At 23.4% G+C, this 21,182-nt stretch carries 23 protein-coding genes; 20 read left to right on the top strand and 3 right to left on the bottom strand.

Annotated features, from left to right (window positions below; genetic code table 4):
• Positions 1 to 133 precede the first annotated feature (133 nt).
• The 12 genes from AAHM79_RS05440 (at position 134) to AAHM79_RS05385 (ending at position 10,402) form a co-directional block, all read left to right on the top strand.
• Positions 134 to 1,084, top strand: coding sequence for an IS30 family transposase (locus tag AAHM79_RS05440; protein WP_342257289.1), 951 nt, complete (start codon positions 134 to 136; stop codon positions 1,082 to 1,084).
• Positions 1,085 to 1,421: 337 nt separating this feature from the next.
• Entirely contained in the window at positions 1,422 to 1,721 is a 300-nt protein-coding gene (locus tag AAHM79_RS05435) for a hypothetical protein (RefSeq protein WP_342257288.1), read from the top strand.
• A gap of 58 nt (positions 1,722 to 1,779) precedes the next feature.
• Entirely contained in the window at positions 1,780 to 3,138 is a 1,359-nt protein-coding gene (locus tag AAHM79_RS05430) for an Mbov_0396 family ICE element transmembrane protein (RefSeq protein WP_342257287.1), read from the top strand.
• Positions 3,139 to 3,172: 34 nt separating this feature from the next.
• Positions 3,173 to 3,301 (top strand): hypothetical protein, encoded by a 129-nt coding sequence (locus AAHM79_RS05425; protein ID WP_338959541.1) that lies wholly within the window; start codon positions 3,173 to 3,175, stop codon positions 3,299 to 3,301.
• 45 nt (positions 3,302 to 3,346) lie between these two features.
• Positions 3,347 to 5,230 (top strand): VirD4-like conjugal transfer protein, CD1115 family, encoded by a 1,884-nt coding sequence (locus tag AAHM79_RS05420; RefSeq protein ID WP_342257286.1) that lies wholly within the window; start codon positions 3,347 to 3,349, stop codon positions 5,228 to 5,230.
• 222 nt (positions 5,231 to 5,452) lie between these two features.
• On the top strand, positions 5,453 to 5,833 hold the full coding sequence (locus tag AAHM79_RS05415) for a helix-turn-helix domain-containing protein (RefSeq protein WP_342257285.1): 381 nt from the start codon (positions 5,453 to 5,455) through the stop codon (positions 5,831 to 5,833).
• On the top strand, positions 5,817 to 6,401 hold the full coding sequence (locus tag AAHM79_RS05410; protein WP_342257284.1) for an IS30 family transposase: 585 nt from the start codon (positions 5,817 to 5,819) through the stop codon (positions 6,399 to 6,401). Before AAHM79_RS05415 ends, AAHM79_RS05410 begins: the two co-directional genes overlap by 17 nt.
• A gap of 97 nt (positions 6,402 to 6,498) precedes the next feature.
• On the top strand, positions 6,499 to 7,140 hold the full coding sequence (pgsA, locus tag AAHM79_RS05405; RefSeq protein WP_342257283.1) for a CDP-diacylglycerol--glycerol-3-phosphate 3-phosphatidyltransferase: 642 nt from the start codon (positions 6,499 to 6,501) through the stop codon (positions 7,138 to 7,140).
• A gap of 23 nt (positions 7,141 to 7,163) precedes the next feature.
• The gene (locus AAHM79_RS05400) at positions 7,164 to 7,970 is read left to right on the top strand and encodes an SDR family NAD(P)-dependent oxidoreductase (protein WP_342257282.1); all 807 of its coding nucleotides are present in this window, start codon (positions 7,164 to 7,166) and stop codon (positions 7,968 to 7,970) included.
• A 152-nt stretch (positions 7,971 to 8,122) separates the two neighbouring features.
• Entirely contained in the window at positions 8,123 to 8,671 is a 549-nt protein-coding gene (locus AAHM79_RS05395) for a hypothetical protein (RefSeq protein WP_342257281.1), read from the top strand.
• A 346-nt stretch (positions 8,672 to 9,017) separates the two neighbouring features.
• Positions 9,018 to 9,878 (top strand): hypothetical protein, encoded by an 861-nt coding sequence (locus tag AAHM79_RS05390; protein WP_342257280.1) that lies wholly within the window; start codon positions 9,018 to 9,020, stop codon positions 9,876 to 9,878.
• Positions 9,879 to 9,910: 32 nt separating this feature from the next.
• Positions 9,911 to 10,402 (top strand): hypothetical protein, encoded by a 492-nt coding sequence (locus tag AAHM79_RS05385; protein ID WP_342257279.1) that lies wholly within the window; start codon positions 9,911 to 9,913, stop codon positions 10,400 to 10,402.
• A gap of 141 nt (positions 10,403 to 10,543) precedes the next feature.
• Here the strand turns inward: AAHM79_RS05385 and AAHM79_RS05380 are convergent, their stop codons facing one another.
• Complete coding sequence (locus tag AAHM79_RS05380) at positions 10,544 to 11,788, bottom strand: ISNCY family transposase (RefSeq protein WP_342257278.1); 1,245 nt, start codon at positions 11,786 to 11,788, stop codon at positions 10,544 to 10,546.
• Positions 11,789 to 12,271: 483 nt separating this feature from the next.
• Between AAHM79_RS05380 and AAHM79_RS05375 the strand changes: the two genes are divergently transcribed.
• Positions 12,272 to 12,802, top strand: coding sequence for a hypothetical protein (locus tag AAHM79_RS05375; RefSeq protein WP_342257277.1), 531 nt, complete (start codon positions 12,272 to 12,274; stop codon positions 12,800 to 12,802).
• 135 nt (positions 12,803 to 12,937) lie between these two features.
• On the opposite strand, the gene AAHM79_RS05370 is transcribed toward AAHM79_RS05375, so the two are convergent.
• Together AAHM79_RS05370 and AAHM79_RS05365 are read right to left on the bottom strand one after the other, a co-directional pair.
• Positions 12,938 to 13,678 (bottom strand): SDR family oxidoreductase, encoded by a 741-nt coding sequence (locus AAHM79_RS05370; RefSeq protein ID WP_342257276.1) that lies wholly within the window; start codon positions 13,676 to 13,678, stop codon positions 12,938 to 12,940.
• A gap of 410 nt (positions 13,679 to 14,088) precedes the next feature.
• Positions 14,089 to 14,412: a hypothetical protein gene (locus AAHM79_RS05365; RefSeq protein WP_342257275.1), complete on the bottom strand. Its 324-nt coding sequence runs from the start codon at positions 14,410 to 14,412 to the stop codon at positions 14,089 to 14,091.
• A gap of 632 nt (positions 14,413 to 15,044) precedes the next feature.
• Here AAHM79_RS05365 and AAHM79_RS05360 point away from each other — a divergent pair.
• The 7 genes from AAHM79_RS05360 to AAHM79_RS05330 all read left to right on the top strand — a co-directional run bounded on the left by AAHM79_RS05360 (position 15,045) and on the right by AAHM79_RS05330 (position 21,172).
• Positions 15,045 to 16,163, top strand: a complete 1,119-nt coding sequence (locus AAHM79_RS05360; RefSeq protein WP_342257274.1) for an Mbov_0401 family ICE element transposase-like protein — start codon at positions 15,045 to 15,047, stop codon at positions 16,161 to 16,163.
• 435 nt (positions 16,164 to 16,598) lie between these two features.
• Positions 16,599 to 17,255 (top strand): hypothetical protein, encoded by a 657-nt coding sequence (locus AAHM79_RS05355; protein WP_342257273.1) that lies wholly within the window; start codon positions 16,599 to 16,601, stop codon positions 17,253 to 17,255.
• 16 nt (positions 17,256 to 17,271) lie between these two features.
• Positions 17,272 to 17,943: a (d)CMP kinase gene (gene cmk, locus AAHM79_RS05350; protein WP_252320710.1), complete on the top strand. Its 672-nt coding sequence runs from the start codon at positions 17,272 to 17,274 to the stop codon at positions 17,941 to 17,943.
• A gap of 27 nt (positions 17,944 to 17,970) precedes the next feature.
• Positions 17,971 to 19,302 carry a ribosome biogenesis GTPase Der gene (gene der / locus AAHM79_RS05345; protein ID WP_342257272.1) on the top strand — a complete coding sequence of 444 codons (1,332 nt, stop codon included), beginning with the start codon at positions 17,971 to 17,973 and terminating at the stop codon, positions 19,300 to 19,302.
• 168 nt (positions 19,303 to 19,470) lie between these two features.
• Positions 19,471 to 20,412, top strand: coding sequence for a rolling circle replication-associated protein (locus AAHM79_RS05340; RefSeq protein WP_342257271.1), 942 nt, complete (start codon positions 19,471 to 19,473; stop codon positions 20,410 to 20,412).
• Between the two features lie 220 nt (positions 20,413 to 20,632).
• The gene (locus AAHM79_RS05335) at positions 20,633 to 20,908 is read left to right on the top strand and encodes a hypothetical protein (RefSeq protein ID WP_342257270.1); all 276 of its coding nucleotides are present in this window, start codon (positions 20,633 to 20,635) and stop codon (positions 20,906 to 20,908) included.
• Positions 20,909 to 20,968: 60 nt separating this feature from the next.
• The gene (locus AAHM79_RS05330; protein WP_342257269.1) at positions 20,969 to 21,172 is read left to right on the top strand and encodes a hypothetical protein; all 204 of its coding nucleotides are present in this window, start codon (positions 20,969 to 20,971) and stop codon (positions 21,170 to 21,172) included.
• The last annotated feature ends 10 nt before the right edge of the window (positions 21,173 to 21,182 follow it).

The raw sequence follows: 21,182 nt of genomic DNA, 5'->3' as shown, positions 1-21,182 counted from the left end.
CAATAATTGTTAATTTATTTTAAATTAAAGCTGAATTATACTTGTAAGTGCAAGTAAATAAAATTGCAAAAAATTCTCATATAAAAATTTCATAATGCTAAATTTAGTTTAGAAAAAAGTAAGGAGTTTTTATATGAGTTATAAACATCTTGGCATAGATGAAAGGATTTATATTGAGAATCAATTGAAATTTAAATTTAAAATTAGTGAAATAGCTAAAAATCTTAATCGAAGTATTAGTACTATTATTCGAGAAATTAATAGAAATAAAGATAATAATCATTATTTTTCATTAATTGCACAAAATAAAGCTGAAAATCGAAAACAATCACATATTAGTTTTCATAATTTTAAAAATAAGAATTTAGTAAAATATGTACAACAAAAATTACTATTAGGTTGATCACCTGAACAAATTTATGGCAGAATTAAAAATTTTCATAAAGAGTGAGTTATTAGTTTTAAAACAATTTATACTTGAATTTATTTTGGAATGCTTGATAAAGTTACTAGTAAAAATTTAAGAAGAAAAGGTAAAAAACGAAAATCTAAAGAAAATCGTGGCAAGTTTAATGGTAAATCAATTAAAGAACGAGATATAAATGTTAATGATCGTATAACACTTGGTCATTGAGAAGGAGATACTATAGTATCATCACGAGGTAAAAGCAAATCATGTTTAATAACTTTAGTTGAAAGAGTATCACGATTTACTTTAGCAATATTAGTTAAAAACAGAACTACTAAAGTTATTAATAAAAATGTCAGTTATTATTTATCAATTCTTCCTAAAAACATTGTTAAAACTATTACTTTTGATCGTGGCAAAGAATTTTCAAATTGACAACAACTTGAAAAAAATTTAGATGTAAAAATTTATTTTGCCAATCCATATTCACCTTGACAAAGAGGTACTAATAAAAATACTAATGGTTTAATTAGAGAAAAATTTCCTAAAAAATTTATTTTTTCAAAAACTAATAAAAATGAAGTTCATAAATTTATATTGTCTTTAAATCAAAGACCGAGAAAAATACTAAATTATCTTTCACCAATCGAATATTTGGATAGAAAAATAATTTAGTTGCACTTACCTTTACAATTTAGCTAAATATAAAGATACTTTCATATTAATAAAACTTATAAGTTTTATTAATATGATTTTATTTAAATCAAAAATTTTATAAAACAATAAAAAATAAGTTGATAAAATTGAAAATTTTTATTTACTTTATTTTAAAACCAACTATAATTAAAGTGTATCAACATTATTTATAACATATGAATTTGACTGTAAGTCCTAATTTATCTCTTTAAGGAGTAAAATAGGGCTTATTATATTATTAGATAAATTCATGCTTTATAAACAATTTTGATTAGTAAATAATTTTATTTTTTTATTATTGAAGGAGGAAAAACTTATGATTTTTCATTATCTATCAGATGGACCTGATATAAATAAAATCATTGATGTAGCAAAACCTTATGTTTCGGCAGTTGCAGGATTGCTAATTGCTGCTTTAATTGCATTTAGTGTTTTTAAAATAATTATATTGGCAAAAGATTTAGCGGCCGCTGGTGATGATCCACAACGTAGAAGTGAGATTAAAAAAGCGTTTATGTATACATTAATTGCACCAATTATTGGCATTACTGCATCAGCAATAATAATTGCTCTTGTGCAAGCTTTTGGTGGTAATCCAAATATTCTTCCTAGCTAACTAAAGAAAGTTATATATTAACTTAATATTAAGTTATGAAGAGAAAAGAGATGAAAATATGGATTGACTAACAGATATTATACTAGGAGCTTTATTATTTATACCTTGACTTATTTTCATTCAAGGACCATTATATTTAATTGATATTTTATTGAGATCACCTAATCATGGTCATGGCGGCATATTTGATTATTTAACAACTGATGCGATAACTAATTTAGTTTTTGGAGATTTTACTAAAGATCCACTTAATAGTAAAAATTTACCAGTATTTTTTTCAGCATTAGCAATTGTTTCAATTGGCGTAATACTTATTATGTTTATTATGCAATTAATTATTATTCAATTTACTGAAACACATACAATTAGAGAAAAATTAGGTAAAGCTATAAAAAATACATTTTTAGCTTTTTTAGTAATTGTTTTCATTCCATTTTTTATGAGTACTATAAATTATTTAATAACAGGATTATTGGCAGTTTTACAAATTACAGCTTTAGGAAAAAATGCTAGTTTAGCTGATTTATTATGAGGTATTGGTGCTCCGGATGCTAATGCTGCTCAGCATGATCCTGGTGTTTATTCAATGCCACCTATTTCTCAATTAAAACATTGAAACTTTATTCTTGAAATTATTGCGGTGTGATTTACTTTATATGTATTATTTGTTGCATCAATGACATTGGTTGAAAGAATTATTGATTTATTACTTTTATTTTCAATATCACCAATTGTTGCTTCTATGATGCCTGTTGATCAAGGAAAAAGATTGGGTGTTTGAAAAGAAATGGTAATAGGTAAGTTTATTATTGGTCCAGGAACGATGTTACCTATTTATATCTTTCTTCAAATATTACCAAAGGCAATATTAGATATTACTAATAATACTAATTTTAGTTGACTTGAAAAACAAGTTTTATATACGTTATTTTGTACGGCTGGTGCTATTAGTTGTTTAAGAACTCAAAAAATTATTAATCACTTAGTAACACAAAACTTAGGTGTACAAAGTGCTATTGATTCTAATGGAGCAGCTATTGCTGGAAATATTATGGGTAAAGCTCGGACTTTTGCTAGCCTTGCAGCAGGTGGTGCTGGTGCATTAAAACTTGGGAAACAAATTGCATTTGGTGGTGCTAAAGATGGAAGAAATCCTGATGGTAGTCAAAAGAAAGCAAATGGACTATTAAAAAATGGTATAACAGGTTATTTAGGTAAAGGTACTAAAGGAGTTGCTAAAGGAATTGGTAAATTTCAAAATTCTCATGATCAAGGTACTAAATGACAAGATACAAAAAATAATTTAAAAAGCCCTTTTGTTGGATTAAATAATATGGCTAAGGGTGCTTTTGTTGAACCTTTTGTAAATTTAAATAACACTAGAAAGAATGCAAGAAGAGGAGATCCTGATGAATAAAAAAGTAAAATATTAAAATCTTGGAGAAATAATCATGAAATTTAAAAAAACAAAAAATGAATTTAAAAAGAAAAAAAGTTATCATTGAAGACGTAATGTAACTATTGGTATTTTATTATTAATAATATCAGGTATTGCTGGTGTTATTTCCCAATATGGGTAAAATATAAATTATTATAAAATATATAAAAAATAAAGGAACATAAAAATGAAATTTATTCGTCAAAAAAAATGAGTACTACCAGCAGTAATTATAATTGTTATACCCTTTTTAGTATTAATAAATACTTTATTAGTTTATGCTTTAGTCTTTGTTCGTAACATGTTTTCTCATAGTGGAGATAATCAACAACCATTTACACTTAAATTTTTAATACAGGATGTTATTAATTATTGATTAATATTTTTAATTCTATTTCTTATTGAATTTTCAGTTTTATTATCTTACTTTATGATTCATAAATATAAAATTTATTGTGAAACTCATAATAAAAGTCGCTTTTTACGTGATTCAAAAAATAAAGTGTATGGATCTGCTGCTTGATTAACACCCACTGAAATTGCTAATACCTTTCCTTTATCAAAAACTGTTGAAAATGATTACGGTATTGTTGTTCAAACAACAAAGACTAAAATTGGTGGTGTCCAATTTAATATTAAGTCTGATGCTCATAATATTGTAATTGGGGGAACAGGAAGTGGTAAAACTCAAAAATTAGTTATTCCAACTATATATTTAAATGCCCAATCGAAAATTAAACCATCAATGGTTATTACTGACCCAAAAGGAGAATTATTTCAAAATCATTCTAAAATATTAAAAGATAATGGTTACGATGTTTATGTTATTAATTTACGTGATACATCAGTATCTAATTCATGAAATCCTTTTGTTAAAGTATATGATTTTTATGTAGAATCAATGCGTTTAAAAAAAGAAAATAATCCTTTAAATGAATCAATTACTTATGAATCAATGGCATTATCATGAATTAATGATATTGTTGAAGCTTTATTTCCTGAATCAGATCCAAAACAAAAATTTTGAAATCAATCAGCGATGCAAGTTGTTAAATCAATTATGTTATTTATGTTAGAACAACTTGAAGATCAACCTGATGTTCCTTTAAAATACTTTAGTATGTCAAATGCTGCTATTGTTGCTACTAATCGTCAACGATATGTTGAAATTCTAAAAAAAATGCCAACTCATAGTTTAGCTCGTCAAATTGGTTTAGGTGCATTAGAAGGTGCTGAAGAAACTGCGGGATCAATTAGTCAAATGGTTGCTAATGGATTACGTTTATTTACTGATCCAGTGACGCGAAATATTAGTTGTAGTAATGATATAAATTTAGATGAAATTGTAAAAAAACCAAGTGCTGTTTTCTTAGTTGTTCCTGATGAAAGTAATGAACGTAATGCTTTTGTATCAATGTTTATTGCACAGTTATATAAAAATACAATTCGTTATGCAAGTACTTTACCTGATATTAAATTACCACGTCCTTTATACTTTTTATTTGATGAGTTTGGTAATATACCAACGATTGCGAGTATGGCACAAATGATTACTGTTGCACGAAGTCGTAATATTTTTTTCATGATGATTATGCAAGATTTACAACAATTAACACAAAAATATGGTAAAGAAACAGCAGAAACTATTTTTAATAACTGTATTTTGCATACTTTTTTGCAAACTATGGATTTACAAACCGCTAATAAATATTCAGATATGTTCGGTGAAAAAACAATTATTAATTATAGCCATTCTGGTAATAAAGATAAAAAAGCTGATAATATTAATTCATCATTACAAGGTAAAAAATTAATTACAGGTAGTGAGTTAATGAAATTAGATTTTGATACTGCTGTTATTTTTTTAGCAAAACATAATCCAGCAAAAACACGTTTAATTCCGTTTTATGAATGAGGAAGTAAACCGGCAGGACAAGCAACTGTTACAAATGCTTCACGTTTAATTGATTTTAATAAAGATTATTATTTAAGTTATATTGGTTTATTCTATTATATTGAGAAAAGAAAAAATCCACAAGCTGCTGCCGAAAGAGAAAAATCAGAAAAATAAAAAACAAACAATAGTTAAGAAATTGTATATAAAAGAATATTTATTTTAATATATAAATGTATATTATTGATAGATATAGAAAATAACGATATACTTATTTCATGAATAGATCAAAAATGCTGAATTATACTTCTAAGTGCAAGTAAATAAAATTGCAAAAAATTCTCATATAAAAATTTCATAATGCTAAATTTAGTTTAGAAAAAAGTAAGGAGTTTTTATATGAGTTATAAACATCTTGGCATAGATGAAAGGATTTATATTGAGAATCAATTGAAATTTAAATTTAAAATTAGTGAAATAGCTAAAAATCTTAATCGAAGTATTAGTACTATTATTCGAGAAATTAATAGAAATAAAGATAATAATCATTATTTTTCATTAATTGCACAAAATAAAGCTGAAAATCGAAAACAATCACATATTAGTTTTCATAAGTTTAAAAATAAGAATTTAGTAAAATATGTACAACAAAAATTACTATTAGGTTGATCACCTGAACAAATTTATGGCAGAATTAAAAATTTTCATAAAGAGTGAGTTATTAGTTTTAAAACAATTTATACTGGAATTTATTTTGGAATGCTTGATACAGTTAAGTAAAAATTTAAGAAGAAAAGGTAAAAAACGAAAATCTAAAGAAAATCGTGGCAAGTTTAATGGTAAATCAATTAAAGAACGAGATATAAATGTTAATGATCGTATAACACTTGGTCATTGAGAAGGAGATACTATAGTATCATCACGAGGTAAAAGCAAATCATGTTTAATAACTTTAGTTGAAAGAGTATCACGATTTACTTTAGCAATATTAGTTAAAAACAGAACTACTAAAGTTATTAATAAAAATGTCAGTTATTATTTATCAATTCTTCCTAAAAACATTGTTAAAACTATTACTTTTGATCGTGGCAAAGAATTTTCAAATTGACAACAACTTGAAAAAAATTTAGATGTAAAAATTTATTTTGCCAATCCATATTCACCTTGACAAAGAGGTACTAATGAAAATACTAATGGTTTAATTAGAGAAAAATTTCCTAAAAAATTTATTTTTTCAAAAACTAATAAAAATGAAGTTCATAAATTTATATTGTCTTTAAATCAAAGACCGAGAAAAATACTAAATTATCTTTCACCAATCGAATATTTGGATAGAAAAATAATTTAGTTGCACTTACCTTTACAATTTAGCAATTATGCTAAAAAAGGTAAGTACATAATAATGTTAAATATTATAAATAAACTTATATGAAAGGATTTTAAATATGAATGTTCCCAATATTATTTCTTTAATAAGATTAATATTAGTCCCAATTATTGTTAGTTTAATGATTATTGGTCGAATAGATAATGATAATTTTTATCATCTTTGAATAACAAGTATTAATATTAATAGTTATAGTTTACCGATTAGTTGGTTAATAGCAGCAATTTTATTTATTATTGCTGCCATTAGTGATTTTATTGATGGATGATGAGCAAGAAAATTTAATCAGGTAACAACTTTTGGTAAATTTTTTGATTCAATTGCAGATAAACTTTTAACTAATGGTGTTTTAATTGTAATGGCATGTGCTACTATAATTCCGGTTTGAATGGTAATTATTTTGGTATTACGTGATTTTATTATTGATGTAGTTCGTCAAATTTTGGCTACTAAAGGTACAGTAATGGCTGCTGATAAATATGGTAGAATAAAGGCAGCATTACAAATGTTAGGAATTACAATTTTATTTTTTATTAATTGACGATTTTTAAATGGTAGTGTTAATGGTCATAGTAATAATGATCAATATGGTTTCATTAATCAATTAGTAATGATACCAATGTACGTTGCTACAGTATTAAGTATTTTTAGTGCTTATAATTATATTAGTTCAAATAGTAAAAAATTGTTTAATATCTAAAAATAAAAGGAGTATTAATATAAATGATAAATAAAGTAATTGTTTTGAATCAGTGAGCAGTAGTTACAGGAGCGTCTAAAGGATTGGGATATTATTACTGTCAAGCATTATTAGCACAAGGTTATCACGTATTAGGGGTATCACGTGATAGTAAAAAAATATTAGAATTAGCAGATAAGTATCCACACTTACAAGTTAAAAATTATGATTTAGATTTATCTGATTTAAAAAATATTTATAAATTATTTGAGTTATCAAAAGAATTAAATGTAACAGTAGTTATTAATAATGCTGGTTATGGTGTTTGAGGAACATTTGCAGATAGTATGTTAGAACAAGAATTAAATATGATTAATTTAAATATTTCTTGTTTACATATTTTAACAAAGTTATTTGTTCAACGTTTTAGTAAAAATAATTATGGTCGTGTTATTAATATTGGAAGTATGGCAGCTTTTAGTCCAGGTCCTGTTTTTGCTAGTTATTATGCTTCTAAATCATATGTTTGAAGTTTAGGTGTTGCAGTTAATTATGAATTAAAAAGAGCAAAAAGTAAAGTAAGAGTAATTACAATTTGTCCAGGTCCATTAAAAACTGAATTTTGAAATCGTAGTAGTAATGGTAAAGGAAATAAAGAACATTATAGTTCATTATTACCAGTTTTAGATACTGAAACTTATGCTAAAAAGTCTTTACAAACAGCCTTAAAAACAAAAAGAAAAAGTGTTATTATTACAGGAATTTCTAATAAAATTACAAGAACTATTATTAGAATATTACCTTTAAAAAGAGTACTTAAGTTAGTATATAATTATCAAAAAAATCGCTAATAATGAATTTCATTTTTTATTTTAATCGTAAAAATTATTAAAAAACATTTATTTATTATAAATGTTTTTTTATTGTTTTCTTTAAAAGAAAGGTTTATGATGTATCCAACTTCTTAAGATTTTAAGAAGTTATTAAAAAAGAGGTGTTATTTATGAAAAAATATTTATCAATGTTAACAACAATAGCATTATCAGCAGCATCAATATTTTCAACTTCTTCGATATTAAATTCATATGCAAAAAATTCCAATTTAATAAATGTTGATAATTTACATGATGTAATACCAATTGATATTGTTGAATACCCTATTTTTGCTGATAATGGAGAAACTACAGTTAAAACTTTTGAAAAAAATGTTATTGTTCTTTTTAGTGATCCTTCAAAATTAAAATATATAGAATTAACTGATATAAAAAGTCATGTCGATTTTCATATAAATGGAAAAGATTATTATAATGATCAAAGTAAGAATTCAGTTATTGTATCTAGTGATACAAAGTTTATTGATAATAGTATTTCACATGAAGGAAATATGAATAAAGTTCAGCAAACAGTTAGTTACGATTATGATTGAAATCAAAAAGCATTTATTTTTAAATTTGTTAGTGTTGAAACGGTTACAGCAAATAATGAAAAAGATACTCAGTTTGTGAGAGGTTATTTTACTACTAGTTTAAAGTTAAATTTGCATGAATTTTAATTTATAGTTTAAAATATTATTTTTTTAACTTAATTAGAGAAATTATATTATAAAAGTAGTACTTAAGTACTACTTTTATTTATTTTTTTGTTTTTTAAAATAAAATAATTATAATAAAATAAATAATATTTATATTATAAAATTAATTAAAGCATTAATAATAATTTATAATAATGATTAATCAAAATATATTATATACAGTATGAGATTCTATGTCAATATCGAGTGAAAATTTCCCAAAAATATTTATCAAAAAAAATAAAAAAGAAGTAAAATTTAACAAATAAAAGTTGCTTTGTTTTGAAAGTAAATATTTTTATATTTACTTTCAAAGGAGAACAAAATTATGAAATATTTTAGTCCAAGTTATTGATTTAAATTGTGAGTATTAACTGCTCCACTTTTAAATAATAAAATACAAGGTATTAATGGTAAGTCAATTGATAATTCAAATATTAAAAATTGAGTTAGAAAAAATACGACTAGTTTAGATTTAGTAAATCAACAATTAAATTTTGCAAGTAATAATCAAACAGATTTTATTATTAACAACCCAACAACAAATAGCAAAATAAATATGAATAAACATCGTCATGAAAAACACAGAAATCGATTAAAAAGAACATTAAATGGTAAAAACGAAATAAGGGGTAGTTGAGGTAAAGTAACTTGTTCATTTACACCAAAAACTTTTGAAGGAATAATAGCTGATTATCATTATTGAAAAGATAATCCTGCATGAGAACTTGGCGAAAAATTTAAAGAGGATATGATGCAACGATATAATTCTAATGATATTTCAATTACTGCAATTTTTCCATGAACATGAAAAGAAATACAACAAGTAGGTAAAACAATTTGAGATAATTTTTCAAAAATTGAAAAAGTATATACAGATAGTTCTAGAAAAGAACGTATAGAAATTGTACTTTATGAAAAACCATTTAATTGATTTGATTTTGAATCAGTAAGAATAATAACAGAAGATGAGAAATATTATCCAAATAATCGTCTTGATAATTTAGAAAATGATTTTCCAGATTGAAATAAAGATATAAAAATTAATTTAGGAAAAATTAATCATAACGTTGATAACGAAATTAAAAGTGCCATAAAGAAAAAATATCATAATTTTAAATTATCAGAAGTTTATTTATTGGATAAATCTAATTACTCACACTTTATTGACTATTTTGAAAAAAAATAATTGTTGGTACTTTTAGTCCCTATTCTTATGGTTTGACAAAACCAACTTTTACCTATGTAACACAAGATAAATTTAATGAAATTTCAAATATTATAGCAAATGATTCAAAAGTTAAACAATGATTTGCACATATAAATGAATGAAATTCTACTTTACCACAAGCAATCAATAATTCTAAAACATTTAATCCTCAAGCATTATATAATTGAAAAAGACAAGAAAAAGAAATAATAAAAGGTTATATAAGAGATTGAAGTTATATTTCAACTTTAATTGAACATGAATTAAAGTTAGATGAATTAAACAAAAATATTCAAGGAATCAAAGCAGATTTTGAAACTTTAAAAAAACAAGTTAATGAACTTGACAACAGACTTCTAAATCTAGAAAATAAATCAAATTTAAATTGTGAAAACACATTAACTATTGTTAATGGTGCTTTAAATACTATTCCCATAATTGGTAATGTTGATGGTGGTATTACAACAATGGCTTCTGGTGCTTGTGCTATTGGTGGTGTATAATTTTATTTTTTTATATCTTTAAAATCAATTTTAAGGCATCAAATTTGCTGCTCGACAAACGATTTAAAATTTTATATAGTTAAGTATTCACAAAAATAATCTTTTATAAAAAGAATTTTATCTAATTTTAATTTGGTATTATTAGTATCCATATCTTCAAGGATGGTTTTTATTTGGTATATAAAACTTTTTAGTTTTTATCAACTCTTCTTTGATAATTGGTTTTGGTGCTATTTCTTTTAATTCATATATTTGATGATTATAACTAAGATATAACTCATTAATAAACGATTTAAGTACAATTACATCAGTTCTAGGTTGTATGTATTGAACTTTGCTATTTTTATAAGGAAAATACTTTTTACCATAATATGTTATAGTTGAACCACTATCCGTTTTTCTTTTAGAAAATCTTGAAAGATAAATATTTATTTCTTCTTGGTTTGGAGCTTTAATCATAGCAGATTTATTATTATCAATAGGTAAGGCAAATTGCTTATTAAAAATACTTATATATATTTTAAGAAATTGATTAGCTTCTTCTAAATTTTTAATTTTATTAAGTCTAAGTTCACTAATTAAGCGACTTTGAAGTGTTCCAAATAAGCGTTCGATTCTACCCTTAGCTTGTGGAATGGAAGTTCTAATAATTTCAACACCTAAATCATTACAAGACTTTTGGAATTGAGTATAAGTATCATTTTCCGTGTTTATTTTGCCAGCATCGATTTGTTTTTTATATCCAAAAACTGTTCTATTATCAGTATAAAATGTTTTTGGTATGCCATATTTAGTTAAAATTTGATAAAAAACATTATAATAACCATCTAATGTTTCTTGATGATCAAATCATAGTCCGACAATATTGCCTGTAGCATCATCAATTGCAGCATGTAAAAAAGCTTTTGGTTTATCCTTACCAAATCAATGATGATTACTTGCATCCATTTGAATTAATTCACCAAAATTTGTTCTTCGGTTTCTTGTAGGATGCAAGTTATTTTTCTTATTTTTATGTCTTTTTGGTGAAGTAATTTTTTCTTTAATTAATATAGTATAAAGTGTACTATATGAAATTTTAATTTTTTCTTCATTGTTTAATTTCTCATGGAAATGTTGAAAATTAAAATTATAATATTTGGTTTTATATAAATTTATAATCTTAATTTTGATTTCAAAATTTGTTGTTTTATTAGAAATTTTATTTCGGGATTTATGAATAAAACCAACTTTACCTTCTCTATTGAAAATTTGAATTAATTGGTTAATTCTTCTAATAGTTAGGTTAAGTTTATTCTTAGCTTGATGTTTAGATAATTTATTAATAATAATGTCATTTATAATATTAAACTTATATTTTTCTTTCATAGTCATGCTTCTTTCCATATTTATCACCAAGTATATTTAACTTTACTTTTGGGAAATTTTTGCTCGATAACTAATAGGAAATTATCACTAAATAATGACAACAGTATGAGATTCTATTGTAATTTGGTTTAAATTTGTTATTATTATATTTGTCCTAAAACTTTAGGACAAAACATCAGTTTAATTAATTTAAAATTGTAAATTTGGCTTTATGCCCTTATATGAGTAATTTTCATGTAAGGGTTTTGTATTTTAATTTATTGATATGAGTCTTTAATTTAGTTTAAAAACTCAATTTAATATCTATTCCAATTTCATAAATTAATATTCCCACTTACCCTTAAACCAAAATTTATACAGACTAATAATTAAAAACATTTTAAAATTTATATCATTATAATTTAAAAGTATTAAGTTTAAGGTCAAATTTACTCTTTTATGGTAATTAAGTTTGTTTATAGTAAAAGTATTATTAAAACTTTAGAAAATGAGGTTTATTAAATGCAGAATATTATAAATTGTGGCATTTATTTTGCCAATGTGCCATTAATAAAAACAACTAACGAAACTAGATGTGAAAATATAAATTGTAATTATCAATATTGTAATGGTTGCAAACTTGAAACAGTTATCATTTGAACACAAACTCCTGATCAAAAATGTTTAATAATTCCTATTATTAGAAATTCAATTGAACAACATGAGCAAAGCCTAGGCTTATTAGGTGATAACTTATCTATTATTAAATTGAAAAAATCTAATAATAATTCTATTTTAAGTTTTCGCGAGGAAGATATTAGTTATGCTGATCTTAATCGTGCAACTTGAATTAAAAACTTTAGAATTGGTGATGAATACTTAATCAACGGAGAACTTCGTGTCTTAAATGAAACTGAAATTTATGATTTATCTTTTAGAGTAAAAACATTACCAATATCAAGTCTTAATACAATTGCCAATATTGGTATTAATAAAAATTTAAATTTAAATAATAAAATTGTAAGTTATAGTGACAATACTTTGAAAGAATAATTTCTTAAAACAATTAAAAATATAAAAATTCTTAATATTAAATTTCTCTTTCTTTTAAAATTAAAAAATAATAAAGAATTGTCTAAAGTATTTTAAAATTCAAAAATTAGATAAATATTCTTTATTTTTTTATTTTTACATTATTTCATTGGTTGGTCTAATAATAATTTCATTTCAAGTAGCATCAGCGGGTAATTCAATTGCTTGTTTTATTGTTAGTGCTATTCGTTCGGCAGATATGCTATAAGTTTTATAATATTCTTTAAATTCAGAACTAAATTCTTTATCAGTTACTCTATTCAATAATTCAGTATTGATTGCTCCAGGTGAAATTACTGTAATTCTAATATTAGTTTTATCCTTTGCTACTTCTTCTCTTAATGATTCACTAATCGCTCTAACTGCTCATTTTGTTGCTGAGTAAACTGCTTCACCAGCATGAGCAAAATGACCAGCAATTGATGAAATATTAATGATATGACCTGAATTTTGTTGATACATTAATGGTAATGATGCAGCTATACCATAAAGTGTTCCTTTAATATTGACATCAATTGTTTCATCTCAGTCTTTAATGTTTTTTTGTTTTAAAGATGTTAGTATCATAATTCCTGCGTTATTAATTCAAACATCAATTTTATTAAATGTTTTAATTGCAAATTGTGCTAGTTTTTCTACCTCATGATGTTTGGTGACATCAGTTACTAAATAATTTGCTTCACCATTTTTATTTTTAATACTAGTAACTAATGCTTTAAGTTTTTCTTCTCTTCTTGCAGCTAAAATTAATTTATGACCGGCTCTTGCTAATAGCTTAGCTGTTTCCATACCAATACCACTAGAAGCACCTGTGATTACAATAACTTTTGATTTCATGTGTATTCACCTCTAAACTATTGATCAACAATGATCAATGTTTTTATTTTTAATAATTAATGCAATTAAAATTGCTTTTAACAGAAATGTTTAATAAATGTATGTATAATTAATGAATATTAAATTAAATAAAAAATAATGATTTACAAAATTAAGTAATTGTAAATTCTCTGCTTAAGAAAATAAAAAAGAAACAGGGGTAAAAAATGGTAAATTAGCTAAATTGTAAAGGTAAGTGCAACTAAATTATCTTTCACCAATCGAATATTTGGATAGAAAAATAATTTAGTTGCACTTACCTTTACAATTTAGCATATGCTATTGCACCTAAAGTTAAACCAATACCACCAGTAATTACAGCAAATGATAACGCTATTTTTTGAAAATTTGTTTTTATTCATGTTTTCATATTAAATTACTCCTTTTTTTAAGTATATTAAATTATTTGTATATCAGCCAGTAGTTCATGCTTTATTTTGATTAATATTAATATATGTTCAATATTGTGTTCCTTGGCCATAAATTGTTGTTTTTAAAGGAATATCGCTTATAAAAATATTTGATTCATGTATATGACTATCTATTGTAAATCCTATTATGTATGATTGTTTTTCTTGAAAATTATATATTATTTCTCCTTGTTCGTTTATTTTATATTTTTCTTTATCTAAATTAGGTTTTTCACATGCAATAACATTTGAAGTTATAATACAACCTAAAGTTATTACTCCCAAAATAGTTAATATATTTTTAATTTTAAATTACTCCCTATATTTTTTGCTTGCTTCAATTATTTTTATTGCTTGTTCTTTTGGTAAATTATCTATAATACTTGGTAACTCTTCTTCATATTCATTTGCATGTTTATGACAGAAAAAAAATTTACCAAATTCATCTATATCTATAACATTAGTTCATTCTTTAAAACATCCTTCTTTTTGACAAAAAATAAGTTTAGTATTTTCAACTTCATATTTATTTACAAGTATTTCATGATTTTGATTTTTAAATTTATTTTGTTTTTTTTGGTTTTTTCATTTTTATTTTTGTCTTACATCTTTTTTTACTCATAAATTCTCCTTTTTTCATTGATTTTACTTACAAATTGTACTATTTTTGATTATTTTTAAAAGTATACTTTTAAATGCAAAATAAAGCCTAAATTAAAGGCCTTTATTTTATGAGACCTATACTATTAATTATATTGAAATTGTTTATTATATTTTAAATATGAAAGTGGTTTTTTAAATAATTTTTATTTTATTTAAAATTACACTTATATATTTATATAATAATTAAGTAAATTAATTTTTTAAATATATTTACAATAAATTTAGAATTTTTTAAAATAGTTAGGAGAAAAAATATGAGTTTTAATTATTTATGAACTTTAAAAGAAGCAACAAAAAGAATGTATCAATCATTTAGAGATGATATAAAAAATCAATGAGAAAAAACAGATTGAAGAATATTAAAAGAACGAGATATAAAATATATTCCAGTTAAAATTAAAGAAAGAACTAGAAATACTATCAATGGTCTTGTTACTTATAAATGTCGTGATTATAAATATTATGATGAACAATTAAAAAAATGAGTAAGAGTTTGTTTATTAGATGAAGAATTAGAATTACCTAAATATAAAAGAACTTGTCAGGATATAAAAAATAATGTTATTGAACATTTTGCTGATGGAAAAAGATATGTTGATATTTTACATACTATGAAGCAAACAAAATTTAGTACAACAAGTATTAGTAGATTATTTCAAGAATATCAAGTTAATAAATTAGATGTTCCTAAAATAAAATTAGAACTAAATCAATTTATTTATATTAGTATTGATGATGGACATCGAAAATTTTGAAAATTTAAACGCAATTCTGGTAAATATTCAATGCGTTCAGTATTATTTTGTACAGATAATGTTAATCATAAATTAGTTAATAAAAGAGCAGATGTAATAATAAGACCAACAAAAACAGCAATTGGTGTTAAAAAAACTGCTGAATTTATTAAAGAACAAGGAAATAGATTTTTTGAAAATTTTGACCAAGCAAAAATAATTATTTGTGGAGATAGTGCAGGATGAATTAAAGAAGTTGCTAATTATTTAGGTGCAAGTTTTGTTTTAGATAAATTCCATTTAGTTAAAAAATTATATGTTGGAATAATCGCTGGAAATAAAGGAAAATATTGAGATGAATATAAGATTTGTAGAAATTTTATTGAAAATGGTCAATATGATGAGTTAATAAAATATATGAATGAAATATTAAAAAATCACAAAAAATTAAAAAAACAATATTTTAAAAATAATAAACAAGGTATTGAAAATCAAGGTGCAAAGTGAAATATAGGTTGTTTTACAGAAGGTAATATTTGACATATTTTAAAAGAAATGCTTGGTAATAGAACTTATAACATAAATATTTATATTAAAATGGTTATTTTTAAATGTAATCAAATAAATTTAAAAATATAACTTAATTTATTTTTTTATTAAAATTTTGAAAACTTATTAAATTAAAAGTTAATAAGAATTTTTGTTGTGTATAAATATTAATTTTATTTTTCATTTTTTTAATATTTGTATTTTAATTGCAATTCATTTAATTTAGTAGTAAGATAAATTTACAATTGCATATAATTACAATTATTTCTTGTCTATAATTTTAAAGAAATGTTTAAAAAGTAATTATATCCTCCGTTTTTGTTACCGTCCCTATTATTTTTAATAATGTTTAAAAGAAAACTAAGTAAAAACAATTATTTTTTAAAATATTATCAATATTATCAATAGTTAAATTTGTATATTATAATGATTTTATATATTTATGTTATAATCAAGAAAATTATCATTACTATTAAAAATAAATCAATATTGGAATTTTTTAAATATTAATTTGTGGGTGCTTTAATGACAAGAATGGAAAAGTATAAAAGTTTACGTGAACAAATTGCTAAAGAAATTAAAGAAAATAGTAAGCTTTGAGAACAAGAACAAAAAATAGAAAATTATTATCAGCAACTAATAAAAATTGATAAATCATATTTTGAGCCAATTTTTCAAAAATTAAATTCTGATTTAAATTTAGTTAATTTTGAAAATTATTTTATTAAAAATAATGAACAACATTTAGATGATAATGATAAATTAATATTGGAAAATATGTTAGAAAATATTAATAATATTTTAAAAAAATATAGCGAAAATATTTATTTTGAAATAGTTGATGTGCCATTAATAAGTACTAACTTGGAATATCAAACGTTAATTAATAGTATGCATAATAAAATAAATGAATTTCAAAAAGACTTAGAAAGTAAAATTCATGATGTCAAAAATTTTGTTAAAAATTTAGAATTTAAATATAAAAAGTATAAAATAAATAATAGTGATCTTAATAAAGAACTAAAAGAAATTAATCAAGAACATAATAATTTTCAAGATGAATTACAAAAAGTTAAAATTAAGAATAACTATAAGTGAAGTTTAACAGTATTTAGTATTATCATTATTTGTTTAATTTTAATAGTCGTGTTAGTATTATCATTAATATTATTTATTAAGTAGAGAATGGAGAAAAACAATGTACCCAAAGATTAATATTGCAATAGATGGTCCAGCAGCTAGTGGTAAATCAGCAGCAGCATATTTACTTTCTAAAAAAATTGATTATCAATTTATGGATACAGGAATTATGTATCGTAGCTTTACTAATTATTGTTTAAAAAACAAAATTGCTTTTGAAAGTGAAGATTTAATACTTGCAGCATTACAACTTTTTGATATAAGATGAGTTAATGGTCATTTTTTATTTAATGATCAACCACCAACAGAAGAAATTTATGATAAAAATGTTACTAGTAAAGTACCAATAATTGCTTCGTTATCTGAAGTTAGAAAAGTTATGGTTGCTAGAATTCAAGAAATGGTTAGAAGTCAAGGCTTTATTGTCGTTGGCAGAGATATTAGTAGTGTTGTTTTACCTGATGCTCAATTAAAGATTTTTTTAACTTCTAGTTTACACGCTCGTAGTGAAAGAAGATATAAACAGTATATTAAAGAGGGTATTAATATTACACAAGAACAAGTATATAACGATATGGTAATTCGTGATAATGTTGATAAAACTCGTAGCACTGGTCAACTAGTAATTGTTGAAGATGCAGTTATTTTAGATAATAGTGATTATAATTTACAAACGACCGTTGATAAATTAAAAGTTTTATATGATAATTACTTTAGTCATAAAAAATAATATTTTAAATATAAGGATTTGAATAAAATGAATAAGTTACCAAAAGTAGTAATTGTAGGACGCCCTAATGTTGGTAAATCTTCAATTTTTAATCGTATATTACAAAAAAAAGTAGCAATAATTGAAGATATGCCTGGAGCAACTAGAGATCGAATTTATGGCATTGGTGAATGATTAACACAAAATTTTGTGATTATTGATACGGGTGGTATTACTAAAACGATTACTAATTTTACTCAACAAATCAATCAACAAGTTAATATTGCTTTAGCTGAGGCTGATATTGTTTTATTTGTTTGTTCTTATCAAGAAGGTCTAACTCACGAAGATGAAGATATTGCTAAATTATTATACAGAACTAAGAAACCGGTTATTATTATTGCAAATAAATATGATAATGTTCAAAACGATAATGATAAAATTTATGATTATTTAAAAGTTGGCTTTGGCGAACCAATTTTAGTATCTGCTAGTCATGGTGTTGGTTTTGGTGATTTATTAGATATGATAATTACTAAATTACCAAAAGAGGTTCATACAGAAAAAAAAGAACATATTAATTTAGCAATTATTGGTCGTCCCAATGTTGGTAAATCAAGTTTAGTTAATACTATTCTTCAAGAGAATAGAGTTATTGTTTCACCAATAGCAGGAACAACAACTGATGCTATTGATAGTAATTTTGTTTATAATAAAAAACAATATTGTGTTATTGATACTGCTGGAATTCGTAGAAAAGGAAAAATTACTGAAGATTTAGAAAAATATAGTTTAATTAGAACTACTAATGCTATTGAACGTAGTGATATTGTTTTGTTTTTATTAGATGGTAGTGTTGAAATTCAAGAACAAGATTTAACAATAGCAGGAATGGCAAAAAATTTAGATAAGCCAGTTATTATTATTGTTAATAAATGAGATTTAGTTAAAAAAAATAAAAAAACAATGCAAGAGTTTACTCAAAAAATAAAAGAAAAATTTAAATACCTTGAGTATTCTTTTGTTGTATATTTATCTGCTTTAGAAAATACTAGAATTCATACTTTATTTGCTACTATTAATGAAGTATTAGTTAATATGAATTTAAGAATTAAAACAAGTATTCTTAATGAAATAATTAATAAAGCTCAATTAATTAATGAGCCGCCCTACTTTAAAGGTGGTAGATTAAAGATATATTACACAACACAGGTTGAAAAAAATCCGCCTACTTTTATTTTAATGGTAAATGATCCACAACGATGTCATTTTTCTTATGAACGTTTTTTAATTAATCAAATTCGTGAACGATTTGGTTTTCAGGGTGTACCAATTAAATTAAGATTTAGAATGCGTAAGTCATTGTATAATAAACAATAAAAAAGTGTAAAATTTTGTGATTATATTTATTTAAGAAAAATTTATTGTATAATAATATTTATTAATTAAGTAACGTTTTTGTTTATGTTTGATTTTATAATTTTTTATGTTAAGATTATTTTATTAAATAAATATATGAAATTATTAATAAAGTTCGGATTTTTATATATGCAACAAGATTTTTATATTAAAAAAATTTTCTATGCTTGTTATGTGAAAAATGTAGTATTACCTATTTCATTTTTGAATAATATTGGAAATAAGAAAGGTAAATCTTATGTTGGTAATAAACAAAAATTAAGAAATAGTACAGTTCGTACTAAAACTAATTTAATTCAAAAAGCATTACATAATTTTTATAATAGTAAGATGTTAAGTTTTGTTACTTTAACTTATAGTAATAATATGCAAGATGTTAAAAAAGCAAAGAAAGATATTCGTTTATTTTTTATTAAATTAAAGAAATGATGAAATGACCCTAAACGTTTTTCGCATTTAGGAGAATTAAAATATTTTTATGTTTATGAGTATCAGTCTCGTGGTGCTATACATTTTCATATAATTTTCAATAGAAAGATACATAAAAGTATGTTAGCAGAATGATGAACTCATGGTTTTAATGATTTAAGAGTAGTTAAAAAAGGTACTAATGAATTTGTTATTAAATATTTAGGAAAATATGTTACAAAAGCGATAGATGATGTTAAGTCTTTAAATCAAACTGATGTAGGTGTAAAGGCTTATGCTTTTAGTCGTAATTGCAAAAATCCTATTGTAGTTCGTGGTATTAAGAAATTAACAATTGCAGATATAATTAAAGCAAGTTTTAATGCAACAAATGTGTTTTATTTTAAAACTCAAAGAGATAGTAATGGTGATACGGTTATGATTGGTGGTATTATTGAAAGTACTGTTGTAAATGATTATTTTAAAGAGTATGAAGATTATGAACGATATGTATATTTAAGTGCTTTATCATATAAGGATTATTTACGGACTAGCGAGATTGGTTATTTAATTCAAAAAGATAGAGATGTTTTGACTTGGGTTAATAAAGTTTTTGGTGATAAAGTTGAAAAAATAGATTTTAGGAAAAAAGTTTTACATTAGAAAAAAAACTTAATTTTTCTATAATTTTACTTGTATATATATGTATATATATATATAATGGTTAATGGATATTAGTAATTACCGAACTTTTTACTAATATCTATTTTTTTATTTTAATTGTATTTTTTAAATTTTATGTTATATTTATAATTAAGATCATTAATATCCATTATCTTAATCTAGCGTTAGTTCGCTTAAAGTTCGGAGGTTAAGTTTTTTTATGTTTAAAGTTCAATTAGTTAATATTGAAAAAGGGCGTATTATTCCCGATAAAAATAATAAAGGTCAAACATTAAAGTTTGATGTTTTGAAGTTTGTAGAAATAAATAAACAAACGAGCGTGCCAACTGGTCAAACACGTGATAAATGATATAATCCGGAATTTGCTAGTGATTTTAATAATTGTTTATCTACTGTTAATTTAAAAGTTGGTAATTTTTATTCACTTGAACTTGATTTAAGCGGTAATATTAAAAAACTTTCTAATTGAAAATAGTTATTTATTAAAAGGGTAATTTTAAATAATTATTAATATGTTAGGAGTTAAATTTAAATTATGGCTAAAAATGATAATTGTTCATGTGAACAAGCATTTCATTTAGCAATTTATATGTGTAAACTTTGTGACCAAGTTATTTGTCCTAAAAGAGTTTTACAAAACTTATATACTAGAAAATATTATTGTCCAAATTGTATATTAGATATTGCTTTAAATAAATCAATGAGACAACAAGAAAGTAATTTAAATTATGAGACATAAGTGTAGTGAT

Origin of the sequence: Spiroplasma endosymbiont of Nomada ruficornis (genome assembly GCF_964030795.1) — a bacterium.
Taxonomy (GTDB): Bacteria; Bacillota_I; Bacilli_A; order Mycoplasmatales; family VBWQ01; genus Spiroplasma_E; species Spiroplasma_E ixodetis_A.
This window is presented reverse-complemented; position numbering and strand designations above follow the sequence as displayed.